This window comes from uncultured Streptococcus sp. (assembly GCF_963536705.1).
In the GTDB taxonomy this organism is placed as follows: Bacteria; Bacillota; Bacilli; order Lactobacillales; family Streptococcaceae; genus Streptococcus.
Genome location: NZ_CAUTAP010000012.1, coordinates 56,555 through 70,240, shown reverse-complemented (window position 1 = coordinate 70,240; position 13,686 = coordinate 56,555). Strand labels below are relative to the sequence as shown.

Annotated in this window: 13 protein-coding genes; 7 read left to right on the top strand and 6 right to left on the bottom strand. The window is 43.6% G+C overall.

Annotated features, from left to right (window positions below):
- Window positions 1-77: 77 nt before the first annotated feature.
- Both RWX26_RS07925 and RWX26_RS07920 read right to left on the bottom strand, forming a co-directional pair.
- Window positions 78-974 (bottom strand): PEP phosphonomutase, encoded by an 897-nt coding sequence (locus RWX26_RS07925; protein WP_002907378.1) that lies wholly within the window; start codon window positions 972-974, stop codon window positions 78-80.
- A 232-nt stretch (window positions 975-1,206) separates the two neighbouring features.
- Entirely contained in the window at window positions 1,207-3,099 is a 1,893-nt protein-coding gene (locus RWX26_RS07920; protein ID WP_314580647.1) for a M13-type metalloendopeptidase, read from the bottom strand.
- Window positions 3,100-3,248: 149 nt separating this feature from the next.
- On the opposite strand from RWX26_RS07920, the gene RWX26_RS07915 reads away from it, so the two are divergent.
- From RWX26_RS07915 to tpx, 4 genes are all read left to right on the top strand, one after another.
- Entirely contained in the window at window positions 3,249-3,968 is a 720-nt protein-coding gene (locus tag RWX26_RS07915) for a metal ABC transporter ATP-binding protein (protein ID WP_314580645.1), read from the top strand.
- Between the two features lies 1 nt (window position 3,969).
- Entirely contained in the window at window positions 3,970-4,818 is an 849-nt protein-coding gene (locus tag RWX26_RS07910; RefSeq protein ID WP_032909605.1) for a metal ABC transporter permease, read from the top strand.
- 19 nt (window positions 4,819-4,837) lie between these two features.
- The gene (ssaB, locus tag RWX26_RS07905; protein WP_314580642.1) at window positions 4,838-5,767 is read left to right on the top strand and encodes a metal ABC transporter substrate-binding lipoprotein/adhesin SsaB; all 930 of its coding nucleotides are present in this window, start codon (window positions 4,838-4,840) and stop codon (window positions 5,765-5,767) included.
- A gap of 151 nt (window positions 5,768-5,918) precedes the next feature.
- Window positions 5,919-6,410: a thiol peroxidase gene (gene tpx, locus RWX26_RS07900; protein ID WP_002901615.1), complete on the top strand. Its 492-nt coding sequence runs from the start codon at window positions 5,919-5,921 to the stop codon at window positions 6,408-6,410.
- Window positions 6,411-6,430: 20 nt separating this feature from the next.
- Here tpx and RWX26_RS07895 read toward each other — a convergent pair whose 3' ends face one another.
- The 3 genes from RWX26_RS07895 to RWX26_RS07885 all read right to left on the bottom strand — a co-directional run bounded on the left by RWX26_RS07895 (window position 6,431) and on the right by RWX26_RS07885 (window position 10,787).
- Window positions 6,431-7,528 (bottom strand): DUF3114 domain-containing protein, encoded by a 1,098-nt coding sequence (locus tag RWX26_RS07895; protein ID WP_314580638.1) that lies wholly within the window; start codon window positions 7,526-7,528, stop codon window positions 6,431-6,433.
- Window positions 7,529-7,815: 287 nt separating this feature from the next.
- Window positions 7,816-10,056 (bottom strand): SEC10/PgrA surface exclusion domain-containing protein, encoded by a 2,241-nt coding sequence (locus RWX26_RS07890; RefSeq protein WP_314580635.1) that lies wholly within the window; start codon window positions 10,054-10,056, stop codon window positions 7,816-7,818.
- Window positions 10,057-10,334: 278 nt separating this feature from the next.
- The gene (locus RWX26_RS07885) at window positions 10,335-10,787 is read right to left on the bottom strand and encodes a C39 family peptidase (RefSeq protein ID WP_314580632.1); all 453 of its coding nucleotides are present in this window, start codon (window positions 10,785-10,787) and stop codon (window positions 10,335-10,337) included.
- Between the two features lie 138 nt (window positions 10,788-10,925).
- Here RWX26_RS07885 and RWX26_RS07880 point away from each other — a divergent pair, with 138 nt between their 5' ends.
- The 3 genes from RWX26_RS07880 (at window position 10,926) to RWX26_RS07870 (ending at window position 12,558) form a co-directional block, all read left to right on the top strand.
- Window positions 10,926-11,573 carry a metal-dependent transcriptional regulator gene (locus tag RWX26_RS07880; RefSeq protein ID WP_223337927.1) on the top strand — a complete coding sequence of 216 codons (648 nt, stop codon included), beginning with the start codon at window positions 10,926-10,928 and terminating at the stop codon, window positions 11,571-11,573.
- A 105-nt stretch (window positions 11,574-11,678) separates the two neighbouring features.
- On the top strand, window positions 11,679-12,140 hold the full coding sequence (locus RWX26_RS07875) for a MarR family winged helix-turn-helix transcriptional regulator (RefSeq protein ID WP_223337928.1): 462 nt from the start codon (window positions 11,679-11,681) through the stop codon (window positions 12,138-12,140).
- Window positions 12,133-12,558, top strand: a complete 426-nt coding sequence (locus RWX26_RS07870) for an EVE domain-containing protein (RefSeq protein ID WP_011836390.1) — start codon at window positions 12,133-12,135, stop codon at window positions 12,556-12,558. Before RWX26_RS07875 ends, RWX26_RS07870 begins: the two co-directional genes overlap by 8 nt.
- A 113-nt stretch (window positions 12,559-12,671) precedes the next feature.
- On the opposite strand, the gene RWX26_RS07865 is transcribed toward RWX26_RS07870, so the two are convergent.
- Window positions 12,672-13,286, bottom strand: coding sequence for a CPBP family intramembrane glutamic endopeptidase (locus tag RWX26_RS07865; protein ID WP_314580622.1), 615 nt, complete (start codon window positions 13,284-13,286; stop codon window positions 12,672-12,674).
- Window positions 13,287-13,686: the final 400 nt, after the last annotated feature.

The following is a 13,686-nucleotide window of genomic DNA, read 5'->3' as shown; positions in this document are numbered from 1 at the left end:
GACAAGAATCTCGGTTTTTTTACAAAAAAAGAGACAGGCTTTCTAGGAGCTTACCCCTAAAAGCCTGTCTCATTTTACTATCTATTGATTGAGCGTGAAATCATGGAAATGGTGTGGCGCTGCCCTCTGAGAGCCTTGCTCATGGCAAAGATATTTTCAACCGGGGCCAGACAGCCGTAGCCGGAATCTCCGATATGCTGGATATCTACACCGCAGATTTTGTTACGGATAGCCATTTGCTTGACAATATCTTCATCAGCACTCTCTTGGCTGGTACCGATCGCACTCATAACCAGAGCCCCCTTTTGATGGGCCAGTCGGACAATCTGCTTCAAGTCCTGCTCATCAAAGCCTGGCACACTGCCGACTGCCGGTGCTAGGACAATATCAACACCAGCTTCGATAAATTGAGCGATTGCTTCTAGGTCTGCTACCGGCTCATCCACACCTGAAGCATGCATTTTGCCCGCAATCAGCAGGCCTGAAAAATTCTCCTTGACCACTCGAATGGTGTCGATAATGGCTTGATTGGTGACACCAGTCCCCGGATTACCTGTTAGACAGATAAAGTCAACGCCCAGCTCTTCTGCTCGCTGAATGGTCGCTAGACTAGCCTGACGCCCCTCATTTATGATCAGTCGTTCTCCTGCCATCTGGGCCTGACTGTCCACCGGCTCTAGATTGATACCGATAGGACGGCCCACCAAGCGATGAAGTTCCTGAACAAAATCTTCCTTGGCGTCCAGACCAGCTACAAAAGGCTGGAAGATATCAATCCCATTCAGCAAAATCAAGTCAGCACCAAAAGACCGAGCAATCTCTGCATTGGTCACATCACCGATATAAGATTCTTTGAAAGCTACGTTTTCAGATAGGATAACGCGGCCCTCACTGGCCTTGATGCTCTGTTTCAGCTCCGGCGCAGTCATACTTAAAATTTCTGAAGCATTTGAACTAATGAATCGTTTTACCATAAGAACATCTCTTTTCTTTATTATTCATTAATAAACACTTTGAAATCTATTCTATTTGGATATTTTGTTTGTTTTTTGTTATCAACTACAGTATAGCACAAGGCCACAAAAATGTAAACGCTTTATATTTTCTTTGACAAAATAGTCTGCTTTCACAAACAAAAACAGACTATTGAAATGAACTCGATTATTTTTGATTTGAGCAAGATTCGATAAGCGTCTTATCTCGGCATCACCAGATGACCACCCGCTCTTCTGGACTCCGCCACATGCCGTCTCCCTCTTGGACATCAAAGGTCGTAAAGAAGTCGTCAAAGTTAGGCAGCTGCACATTGGTCCGAAGCTTGGCTGGAGCATGGACATCGACGCTTGCCAAAAGCTTCATATACTCTTCGCGTCCCTTCATTCGCCAAATGCGGGCAAAGTTGGTAAAGAATTCCTCAGCAGAGAAATCCGCTTCTTTCTTGGCTGCTTCTAGGGCTGCTGCAATACCGCCCAGATCTGCCACATTTTCTGAAACAGTCAGCTTGCCATTGACCTTAGCACCATAGGAATCCTGCCCTTCGAACTGGTCAATGACCTTTTGAGTCCGTTCGGTAAAGGCTTGGTAGTCATGCTCCGTCCACCAATTATTAAGACTGCCATTTTCATCAAAGGAAGCTCCATTGGTATCAAAAGCATGAGAAATCTCATGGGCAATGACCGCTCCGATACCACCGTAATTGGCTGACGAGGACTGGTGCAAGTCATAGAAAGGCGCCTGCAGGATAGCCGCTGGAAAGACAATCAGGTTTTTCTGCGGATTATAGTAGGCATTGACCATATGGGCTGGCATTCCCCATTCCTTGTAATCCACCGGTTGATTCCACTTGCTCCAGCTGTAAGCAATATCAATCTGGCTTAGCTTCTGAGCATTTTCAAAGAGAGTCAGCTTTTCATCCACGACCTTGCGAGAATAGCGCTCAGGAAGCTCGTCAGGATAACCAATATAAGGCTTGATGACATTGAGTTTGACAATAGCCTTGTCCCGAGTTTCTGGTGTCAGCCAGTCATTCTGAGCCAGGCGATTTTTATAAACTTCAATCATCGTCGCCACTTTCTGCTCCACATCAGCCTTGGCTTCTGGAGAGAACTTCTGACCGGCATACCAGAGACCAACAGCTTGATTAAAGGGACCTTGGGCCAGGTAAAATGCCGCTTTTTTCTTGTCCTGAGCCTGAGGAGTCCCTGATAGAGCACGATGATAAGCTCCTGCCAAGACACGGATGTCATCCGTTAGATAAGGTGTCGTATTACGAACTGCAGAGAGAATCAGCAGAGCATGGAGTTTATCCCAGTTAGCGGCTGTATAAATATCCTTAGCTGCCTGCCAAAAACGCTCTTCTGGCACAATGACTTGGTCGGGTTCTTGACCGATTAACTTGGTGAAAATATCCGCCAGAGGCAACTCTGGCACCAAGGCCTTGAAATCGTCCCACTTATAAGGATGGTAGAGCTTAGCATACTCAGAGCTTTCTTCACTAGACAGAACATACTGAGCAAAAACAGCATCCAGCTCCAAGATCTTGTCCAGAAGATCCTTGATTTCCTCTTCTGCAAAGTCAAATATTGCTAGCAAATCTTCCTGAGCCTTGCGCCATTTTGCAAGTAGGTCAGCCTTCTGCGGATGGTTCTCCGCATAGTAGGTCGTGTCTGGCAAAATCGTTCCCGGTCCGTCTGCCCAGAGGACATTGATTCGGGCATCCATAAAGTCAGGCGCTACACCAAAGGGGAAATAAGTCGGCTTGCCAGCCAGCTCGAAGTCAGCAATCTTAGAAGCATAATCTTCAAAAGACGCTAGGTTGCGAATTTCATCAATGTAAGCACGCGCAGGCTCAATCCCTGCCGCTTCCCGCTTGTCATAATCCACTGCTAAGCGGTGGTAAGCAACAAAGTTCTGCAGAATGGCATCTTCTGGCACTCCATCGCCAGCCAGCCATTTGTCTGTCGTAGAAAGCATAAGTTCCTCAATCTCATCTGCCAGATCCATGAAGCCGCCCGTCACTGGCTTATCATCAGGAATAACCGCCGTCTTGGCCCACTCACCATTAATCGCATCATAGAAATCATCTTGTAGTCGTGTCATCTTCTTCTCGCTTTCATGCTTTTGATATAACCTTATCAAAATCTACTTGTTTTTTCAAACATTTCTTATATTAATTTTAGAGATTTATTAAAAATTAACTTGACTTAATTTTTATTTTAATGTATATTAATCTCATAGAGGTGTATGAGATGATTACGATTAAAGATTTGACTGTTAGCTATCAGGATACGCTGGCTCTTGAGCCCCTTTCATTAACCATTAAAGAGCCAACCATTACTGGGATTATTGGTCCTAACGGAGCCGGAAAATCCACCCTGCTCAAGGGCATGCTAGGGATTATTGACCACCAAGGCCAGACTCTGCTGGATCAAAAGCCACTGCAGAACTCTCTCCAACGGATTGCCTATGTGGAGCAAAAGATTAATATTGATTATCATTTTCCTATCAAGGTCAAAGAGTGTGTCTCTTTGGGACTTTACCCGCAGCTCAAGCTCTTTCAGGGGCTGAAGAGTTCTCATTGGGACAAGGTAGCTGAGGCATTGAAAATTGTCGGTTTAGAAGACTTGGCTGAGCGCCAGATTAGCCAGCTATCCGGCGGGCAATTCCAGCGAGTCTTGATTGCTCGCTGCTTGGTTCAAGAGGCGGATTGTATCTTTTTGGATGAGCCCTTCGTCGGGATTGACTCTGTCAGTGAAGAGATTATCATGGCGACTTTGCGGAGTCTCAAAGCCGCAGGCAAGATTATCCTGATTGTCCACCATGACCTGAGTAAGGTAGTTGATTATTTCGACCAAGTTATCCTGCTCAATCGTAAGCTAATTGCCTTTGGACCTACCGAGACCAGCTTTACCAAAGACAATATGAAAAAGACTTACGGCTCCCAGCTCTTTATGAATGGAGGTGCCTAGGATGATTTTAGAATTTTTCCAAGGGCTGCGGGATTTTCACTTTCTGCAAAACGCCCTCATCACAGCCATCGTCATTGGGATTGTTGCTGGAGCTGTCGGCTGCTTTATCATTCTGCGCGGCATGTCGCTCATGGGGGACGCTATCTCTCATGCGGTTCTGCCCGGTGTGGCCCTGTCCTACATTTTAGGGATTAATTTCTTTATCGGAGCCATCACCTTCGGACTTTTGGCCTCGATTATTATCACCTACATCAAGGGCAATTCCATTATCAAAAGCGATACAGCCATTGGGATTACCTTTTCTTCCTTCCTAGCTCTGGGTGTGATCCTAATTGGCGTTGCCAATAGTTCCACAGACCTCTTTCATATTCTCTTTGGGAATATTTTGGCCGTACAGGACATTGATATGTGGATTAGTATTGGAGTCGGAATAGCTGTGCTCTTAATCATCATCCTCTTTTTCAAGCAGCTATTGATTACCTCCTTTGACCCCTTGCTGGCTCAAGCCATGGGCATGCCGGTCAGCTTCTATCACTATCTGCTGATGATTCTTTTGACCTTGGTCTCTGTGACAGCCATGCAGAGTGTGGGAACCATTCTGATTGTCGCTCTCTTGATTACGCCGGCAGCAACGGCCTACCTCTATGCCAACAGTCTGAAAACTATGATCCTGCTGTCCTCAGGACTGGGCGCTCTAGCTTCTGTACTGGGGCTCTTTATCGGCTACAGCTTTAATGTCGCTGCAGGATCCAGCATTGTCCTGACCTCAGCTCTCATCTTTCTCATCTCTTTCTTTATCGCCCCTAAGCAACGCTATTTAAAACTTAAAAACCGACCTAAACTAAAATAAAATTTGATGGAGGAATCCCATGAAAAAATTAGGTTTTTTATCCCTGCTTTTGCTAGCAGTCTGCACTCTCTTTGCCTGCTCCGGTCAGAAGAAGGCATCCAGTGACTCGTCCAAGCTCAAGGTTGTTGCGACCAACTCAATTATCGCTGATATTACCAAAAATATAGCTGGCGATAAGATTGACCTGCACAGCATTGTACCAGTCGGCAAAGACCCCCACGAATATGAACCCCTGCCCGAAGATGTAAAAAAGACTTCTCAAGCGGACCTCATCTTCTACAATGGTATCAACCTGGAAACTGGCGGCAATGCTTGGTTCACCAAGTTGGTCAAAAATGCCAATAAGAAAGAAAACAAGGACTACTACGCTGTCAGCGATGGCGTTGACGTCATTTACCTTGAAGGGCAAAGTGAAAAAGGCAAGGAAGACCCTCATGCTTGGCTCAACTTGGAAAATGGTATTATCTATGCGCAAAACATTGCCAAGCGTTTGATTGAAAAAGACCCTGACAATAAGGCCACTTACGAGAAAAATCTCAAAGCCTATGTGGAAAAGCTAACCGCTTTGGACAAGGAAGCCAAGGAGAAATTCAACAATATCCCAGAAGAAAAGAAAATGATTGTGACCAGCGAAGGCTGCTTCAAGTACTTCTCTAAGGCCTACAATGTGCCATCAGCCTACATCTGGGAAATCAACACCGAGGAAGAAGGAACTCCAGATCAAATCAAAAGCTTAGTTGAAAAACTGCGCAAAACAAAAGTGCCATCTCTCTTTGTCGAATCAAGTGTGGACGACCGTCCAATGAAGACTGTCTCTAAAGACACCAATATCCCAATCCACGCTAAAATTTTCACTGACTCAATCGCTGACCAAGGCGAAGAGGGTGACAGCTACTACAGCATGATGAAATACAATCTGGATAAAATTTCTGAAGGATTGGCAAAATAATGATAAAAGGTTAGGAAGACAAAATCCTAACCTCTTTATTCTTGGAGAAGGAGCTTCACATGGAGTCGCTCTCAAATTTCCGGTCAAATTATTCGAAAAAAATCACTATTCGCTGTACAATGAAGTTATCAAACATGAATGGAGACTTCCTATGACAACTTTTCTCGGAAATCCTGTAACCTTTACTGGAAAGCAACTGCAAGTTGGCGACACAGCCCACGATTTTAGCTTGACAGCCCCTGACCTTTCAAAGAAAACTCTGGCTGACTTTGCTGGCAAAAAGAAAGTCCTGAGCATCATCCCATCTATCGATACTGGTGTCTGCTCAACTCAGACTCGTCGTTTCAACCAAGAGCTCTCTGACTTGGATAATACCGTTGTTATCACTGTTTCAGTTGATTTACCTTTTGCTCAAGGCAAGTGGTGTGCTGCTGAAGGCATTGAGAATGCTGTCATGCTCTCTGACTACTTCGACCATTCTTTCGGCCACGACTATGCTGTTCTCATCAATGAATGGCACCTTTTGGCCCGTGCAGTTCTTGTCTTGGACGAAAACAACACTGTGACCTACGCTGAATATGTTGACAATATCAATACCGAGCCTGACTATGATGCGGCGATTGCAGCAGTTAAGAGTTTATAAGAGATAAAAATACGGACCTGCTAGTCCGTATTTTTTTGTGCGAAAAACTTCTGCCAAAACTGACGGAACCAAGCCCAGAAACGCAAGAAAAAGGATGGTCGATCCAGCAATTTCTTGAACCGAGCAATCTCTGCCTTTACCTGTTTATAAGCACTCCGTCCCTTTCGAGCATAAGGGCTCTTAGCCGAACGATAGCCCAATGGGCCACGATTGTTCTGAGGTGATTTGAACTTGCGGCCGCCATTTTCAATGGCAAGCCTGCGAAAGCGAGGATCCCAGACTGCAGGCGTTTTGACATCATAGCGAGTATGAGAAGCCTGATTGTCCGGCCGGTTATTCTCACCATAGTTAAAGCTGGCGCCATTCACAATACCATTTTGGCTGGCCCCCTCTGGATCGATAATATTGAGAAAACGACCTGTCTGATCCAAAATAAACTCTGTATGAAAATCAATCAGGATTTTTATATTGGCCTGACTTGCTTGACCATCCGGATAGATAGCTTGACTAGACATCTTATCAATATAGGCTTTATTATGCAAGCGAGAGGATTCTTGAAAGCTATAAGGCAGCGCTGGAAAAGCCTTTAGATAGGAGGCCAAGGCTTCTGCATCTGTCATACCAGCCTGACGGTAGTGATCTCTGACCCACTGGGCCTGCTGGCAGGAAATGACATAGCGAAACTGATGTAGCTGCCTTTTGAGCTTTTGATTGCCATCCTTTTGGCTAAAATCATCTGCCGGAAAAGCCTGGCGCAAGGTCCTTGAAAAAATCTTCCAAAAGCCATCATGAGGTGTTAGGTTTGGAGCAATCCGAGCCAGCAAAAAATCCGTCTCTGCCTTGTTTCCGCTCAGCTCCTCAGGCATATTAGCAAGATTCATAGCCAAAACCAGCAACTCCTGAGCTCCTAACCTGCTGATCTGAGCCTGCTCAGCCTGCCAGAGCTTTTGAAAAAAGGGACTGCCAAAAAGCTGAGCCTCCCGCAGGTAATCTCTTTCTTCTGACACTGTTTTCCCTTGCACACTAATCTCTGCAAAAACTTGTTCTAACGCTGTCTGAGACCAGCCGATTGATTGCAATTGCTGAAAGAGCTGCTCTTTCTCTTCTTTCGGATACATGGCTTCCCTCCTTTCTGTTAGCTCTAATAGTTCAAAACTGTAGGGATTATAATAAAAAATCTAATCTACATAGAACAATTAGATTTTATCACAAACTCACATGATAACAAAGAACAAAATATGAACCCTTGGAGTGCTAACAATAAAGATGTTCTTAACAAATCACTCAATAAATAAAGAGAAGACCAAACTGGTCCTCTCTCAGTATGAGTTTTATTGAAATGAGTCGTCCAACTTTTCACCGATTAGACAATTCATCTAGAATTTGATTTTATCGATAAATGCTCTTAAGCTTTACGGCGTTTTGCAAAAACCAGTCCCAGCATAGAGAGCAATCCCAATCCTGCAAGTGCTAGAGATGATTCAGCAGAACCTGTTTTTGGAAGAGCTGCCGGAGCCTGATAGGTCTGAACTGGTTTCTTTCCGTTCTTCACTCCCGTTGTAGTGACTTTCAGAACCTTTCGCTCATTCTTAGAAACGAGGTTGGTTGGGTCGTCTGTCTCAAGGGCTGCAAGAGCTGCTTTCAAAGCTTCAAGTTTGGCATTTTCGACTCTATATGTTTCTTCCTTACTTGCCAAGTTTGCTTTAGCATCATTGAGAGCTGCTTCTGCTTCTTTTAGAAGAGCAGGGGCGTTTTGCAAGCGAGTAACATAGTCTTTAGCAGCTTGAACAGCGCGTTGAGCCTCTTCCAGAGCTATAGCCGCAGCAGTTGCCTTTTCTTGAGCGGTCGCTGTAGCTGCTTTCAATTCAGCAAGCTTGGCATTAGCTCCCTCAGCTGTTTTTTGCGCACTTGCTTGGGCTGCTTCTTTTTCTTTCAAGCTTGCTTGAGCTTTAGCTAAAACTGCAAACTTAGCCTTGGTTTCTTCAGAAGCCGAATTCTTGCTATTTTCGAGTTCAGCTTGGTAAGTACGTTCCGCCTTGGCTAACTTGTCCTTAGCAGTTTTCACAACCTCACGCAGTAATAGGGCTGTCTCCTGCTTGTTCTGAGCATTTGTCAACGTGCGTTGAGCAGCATCCAACTTAGCTTGTGAAGCCGCCAAATCTTTACGAGCAGCGTCTGCTTCTTGATTATTGGCATTTGGATTGATTAAGGCTGGTGTTATTTTGGAAGGATCTTTAATATCACCGTCATTATTTGGGAAAAGAAGGAAGTTAATTCGGTTAATAATGCCGTTGTTGCTAAAGTTAACAGCAACATATGCACCTTTCTTTTGATTATCAAGATGCCCCACTACCTTTTGGGCATAGATAGTCCCTCTCTCCCTATACGCACTGCTATCTCCTAAATCAAACAGTTGGAATTTGATATCATCGTAAATTGCCTTTTTTAAATAGTCAACAGAGACATTCTCTTGGCTAGCAAGAATAGGATAAGGGCCGAGTTCGTTAGTTCCTGATACTCTATGACCAAACTGATCCAGTCCAAATTTAGCAACCACACTTCTTGGAACATCTACTTGTGAAGTTATAGGTTCTTTTGATTGGTATTTATATTTTTGTTCACGGGCTGCTTGGCTTAGAGCTGTTGCATAGTCAATACTATTTTGTGTTAATGTTACTGGTGCTGTTCCTGCTTGCTTACGGATTTGATTAATCAAATCTTGTGCATAATAGTTCAATTCCATCAGAACATCATTTGGAATAGCATTGATGTTAACCATTCGTTGCGCATCTTTTGGACTACCAATATAATTATTGCTCGATTTTAGGGTAGCTGCTTCTTTAGCAAGTGTTTCTTGTGCCTCAGATGTTAACTTTGCTGTACCGTTGATATTGTTACTTTTAATTGCATTTATATAAGCTTGCGATAGGGTAAAAGTATTGTGAACCTGATCTTGAGACGAAAGTTTCGCTTCTTTTTCCTTGATTTCTGCTTGGGCTGCTTTGATATCTGCCTGGGCTTGATCAATCGACGCTTGTCGTTTCGCATCTTCAGCTTCAGCTGTCTTCAACTGGTCTTGGTAAGAATCCAGGTTCTTTTGTGCCTTGTCAAGCTCATCCTTTGCCTTCGTTACCTTTTCACTCACCAGTTTGCTGTCCACAGCTTTTTGGGCTGCATTCACAGCATCCTGAGCAGTTTGAGTCTCGGTTTGTGCCTTAGCTGCTTGAGCTTGAGCATCCTGAGCTACAGCTGCCTGTGTGTCTTCTGCTTTTTTAGCTGTATCAAGAGCTGCTTGGGCTTGCTTGGCTGCGTTTTCCGCTGGGGCAACTTTTTTCTCAGCTTCTGCCACAGCTGCCTGAGCCTCCGCAATTTTTTCTGAACTTGTATCAGCATTATCTTTCTTGTCTGTTTCAACCTTAGTCTCAGCAGTCGCAACCTGTTCTTTGGCTTGGTCAACAGCCGCTTTCGCTTGATTAACCTGCTCAGTTTGCTGTTTAAGAGCTTCTGGACTTGCAGATAGAGCCTTATCTTGGTTTGCAGGTGCATTTGCATCCACTGGAGTTGTATCTGCAGCTACAGTGTGAGCAAATCCAGTACTAGCAAGAACTGCTGCACCTAAAATGACATGTTTTTGGATTTTTTTCATGCTTTTCCTCCTGATATGTTAATAGTATAATGAGAAAAGCTTTGTTTGTCAAACTATTTACATGTTTTTTTGAGAACATTTATCACAAATATGTCCAAAAATAGAATCTCGTCTCAATCGCTTCCAAAAAACCTGTGTGTCTGGCCAGAATCATATAATGAATTTTACGCTTACTGACTTTGTCAATGATAAACTCTTGAACGAGTGCAAGTATACTAGTCATAGAATGCAGAAAACCGCCCGTCAAGCAACGAGCGGTCTTCTTATTCACGCATTTCTTATCCTTTGATGGCAATAAAGGGTGATCCTTCTGTATTATCCGTCGGATCGACACTCTTGACTCCAAAGAGATAGTCTACTGGATACCAGCCATTATTAGCTGCATTATAAGGGTCACGAACATAGGTTTTTCCATTGTCATAGCCTTTGAGAACCAGCTCATGAGTCACTGGATAATGGGCAAAGATGCTAGTACCAACGGCACCTAGAACATGATGCCCCTGCGAAAGCACTTCTTTGACAGCAGAAGCTGTAAACAGGGTCTCAGTCGTCAGATCCCAGTGCTGGGCAGCTCGGACTATACCACGGCTGCTGGTACCAAATCCATCTTTATTAAATTCATTGGTATGGTTATATAGGTAATCCGCAACGGTTGTCGGCAGAACTTCTGAGCCAGTAATCCCAGAAATAACCATGGCTAGCGTTGTCGGCACGCATCCTGTCGCATCCATGCTGTAAGGACCATACTTCCTGCCACCCCAACGGCCATCACAATGAAGAAAATCTAAACATCAAAGAAAGGCTTAGACGCTGTATTCTTGCAGCGATTTTTGTTATACTAATGATAGAAAGTTCAGCGAGGATGCAAGATGACCCCAAATAAAGAAGACTATCTCAAGTGTATCTATGAGATTGGCAGCCGCCACAAAAAAATCACCAATAAAGAAATCGCCCAGCTCATGCAGGTTTCACCTCCGGCTGTGACGGAAATGATGAAAAAAATGCTGGCGGAAGAACTTCTGGTCAAGGATAAAAAAGCCGGCTACCTGCTGACTGATTTGGGGTTAAGGCTAGTTTCTGACCTCTATCGCAAGCACCGACTGATTGAAGTCTTTCTGGTCAACCATCTCGGCTACTCGACTGATGAAATCCATGAGGAAGCCGAAGTCCTAGAGCACACTGTTTCTGAGCGTTTCGTTGAGCGTCTGGATGCCATGCTCCAATACCCCAAGACCTGTCCACACGGAGGTACCATTCCAGCCAAGGGAGAGCTTCTGGACGAAGAAAACCAACTGACTCTGGAAGAGGCTTCTGCCCCTGGCGACTATATCATCAAACGCGTACACGATGACTTTGACTTGCTCAAATACTTGGAAAAATATAACCTGCAAATCGGCCAAACCATCACCTTCATCCAATACGATTCTTTCGCTCAGGTCTATCTTCTCAAGACAGAAACTCAAGAAATCCAAATCAATCCTAGGATTGCCCAACAGATTTATGTAGAAAAACTATAAACAGAACCCAGTTCGGACTTTTTAGTCTAAACTGGTTTTTTATTGACAAAAATAAGATGTCAGATTACAATAAGTGTACTTATAAAATATCTAGAGGGAAAGCTAATGGAAAAATCGCAGTTTAACTCCATCTACAAGGATGAATATCAAAACTCAACCGGTCTGCTCTTTATCCGTACCTATCACAAGTGGCATGGGCTGATAAAAAACAAACTGAGAACGATTGATTTGACCCATCCTCAGTTTGTCGTTCTGACCACTCTTGCAGCGCTTCTGCGTCAGCAAGAATGGGTTAGTCAAACCGATATTGCCCGATTTTCTGACATGGATGTTATGACCGTATCCCAAATCATCCGCCTTTTGGTCAAGAAAGGTTTGATAATGCGGGAAGTCCATCCCAAGGACAGCCGCGCCAACATCATACTTCTAACGGATACGGGGCTGCAAAAGGTCAACCAAGCCCTCCCTCTAGTAGAAGGCATTGATCAGGCGTTCTTTGGAAAATTAGGAAATAATACAGAAACATTAAACCAACTCTTAATCAAACTGGAGGCAGAAAATGACTAGATTTTGGATTGGTGTCGTATCAAAAGAACATGTACTAAGAGGTGTAGAAGGTGGATTTTGTCAAGTCTGCCATGGAAAGAAAGCACCATTGAACCGAATGAAAAAGGGGGACTATCTTCTGTACTACAGCCCCAAGTATCAGCTGAATGGTCAGGAAAAGCTACAGGCCTTTACAGCAGTTGGCAAGATTCTAGATGACACTGCTTACCAAGTAGAGATGTTTGAAGGCTTTGTCCCATTTCGGCGAGATGTCAGCTACTACCAGCCTGTCAAAGACTGCCCTATTGAGCAAGTCCGACAGCATCCTCAGTGGCGCCAATATGCTTCTCAGATAAGATACGGACATTTCGAAGTTTCGAAGGACTTCTTCCTTTATGTTTTTGAGCAAATGAAACTGGACAGCCCTGCAAATCAGTAAAAGCAACTTCGTTTGACTTACACCTAAACCTTTGCTCACCGGTCATCAAATCTAAAGTTCCGATTTCCCTTGAGAATCGGAACTTTTTGATTTGAAGTAAAAATCTCGATTTATTAAATCAGCATAAATGCCGATAAACTGCCCACGACAACATTAATTAGAGCATGCACGATCCAGCTGGCTAAAATGGAGCCATCAGATTTCTTTTCATTGACAAAGCCCATATAGGCCGCGATGCCACCCGTACACAAAATGATGAGCAGGGTTTGCTGCCAAGAGAGCACTGTTATAAACATCAAGCCATGGAGCAGACCAAAAAGAGCAGCTTGTATGGTGTTGGCTACCACAAAGGATAAGCGGCTAGCCAATCTCTTTAAAAGAAAACCTCTGAATAACAGTTCTTCCGACAGAGAAGTTTGAAAAATACCATAAATCAGAACAGCTGGCAAGGCTTGGAAGCCCAGGCCTGAGAAATTCGAAGTCGCTGTATCCAGATTTTTTACAGCAGGATATACTAGCAAAAACGAAAGAACTAAGAAAAATAGCGAACCCAGCAAAATCCACAGCCAGATCTTCTGACTGCCCGTATCTTTTAGCGGTTTTAAGCCAAGCCATTCTAAAAATGGACTTTTTCTTCTAGCACTTATCAACCACCAAACAAAAGGAAGAAAAGCAAACAAAGCAATTTGAATCAGAGCATTCAGCATCTGTTGAACTAGATTTCCCATGGTAAGAGACTCCTTTCTTTTCTTTAATATGATTATACAAGACAAACTTCAAGAATTTATAAAGTAATTCTAAAATATTTCTAAAGAATGAAAGAAATCATAAACATAAACAAATCAAGGATTATTGCCACTTCCACTTGCCTACTATGCTTATCATTTTTGGACTAAATGATGTCAAAAAATCTTTAAAAACTTATCTCAAAAATCTAAGAAAAGTTGCAGATAAAAATAAGGCCATGAATTTAAAAAATAGAAAACTGACAATGAGTTAAAGAAAGGAAAAAAGTCCTAAAATTTTATCACACAAAGTCAAATTTTCAGCCTATCGATCCTAGATCATTTTCTTTTTAGTCCAATACTTCCAACTCTTGCTCATCCACTTCCTACTCCTCAGGGTTTC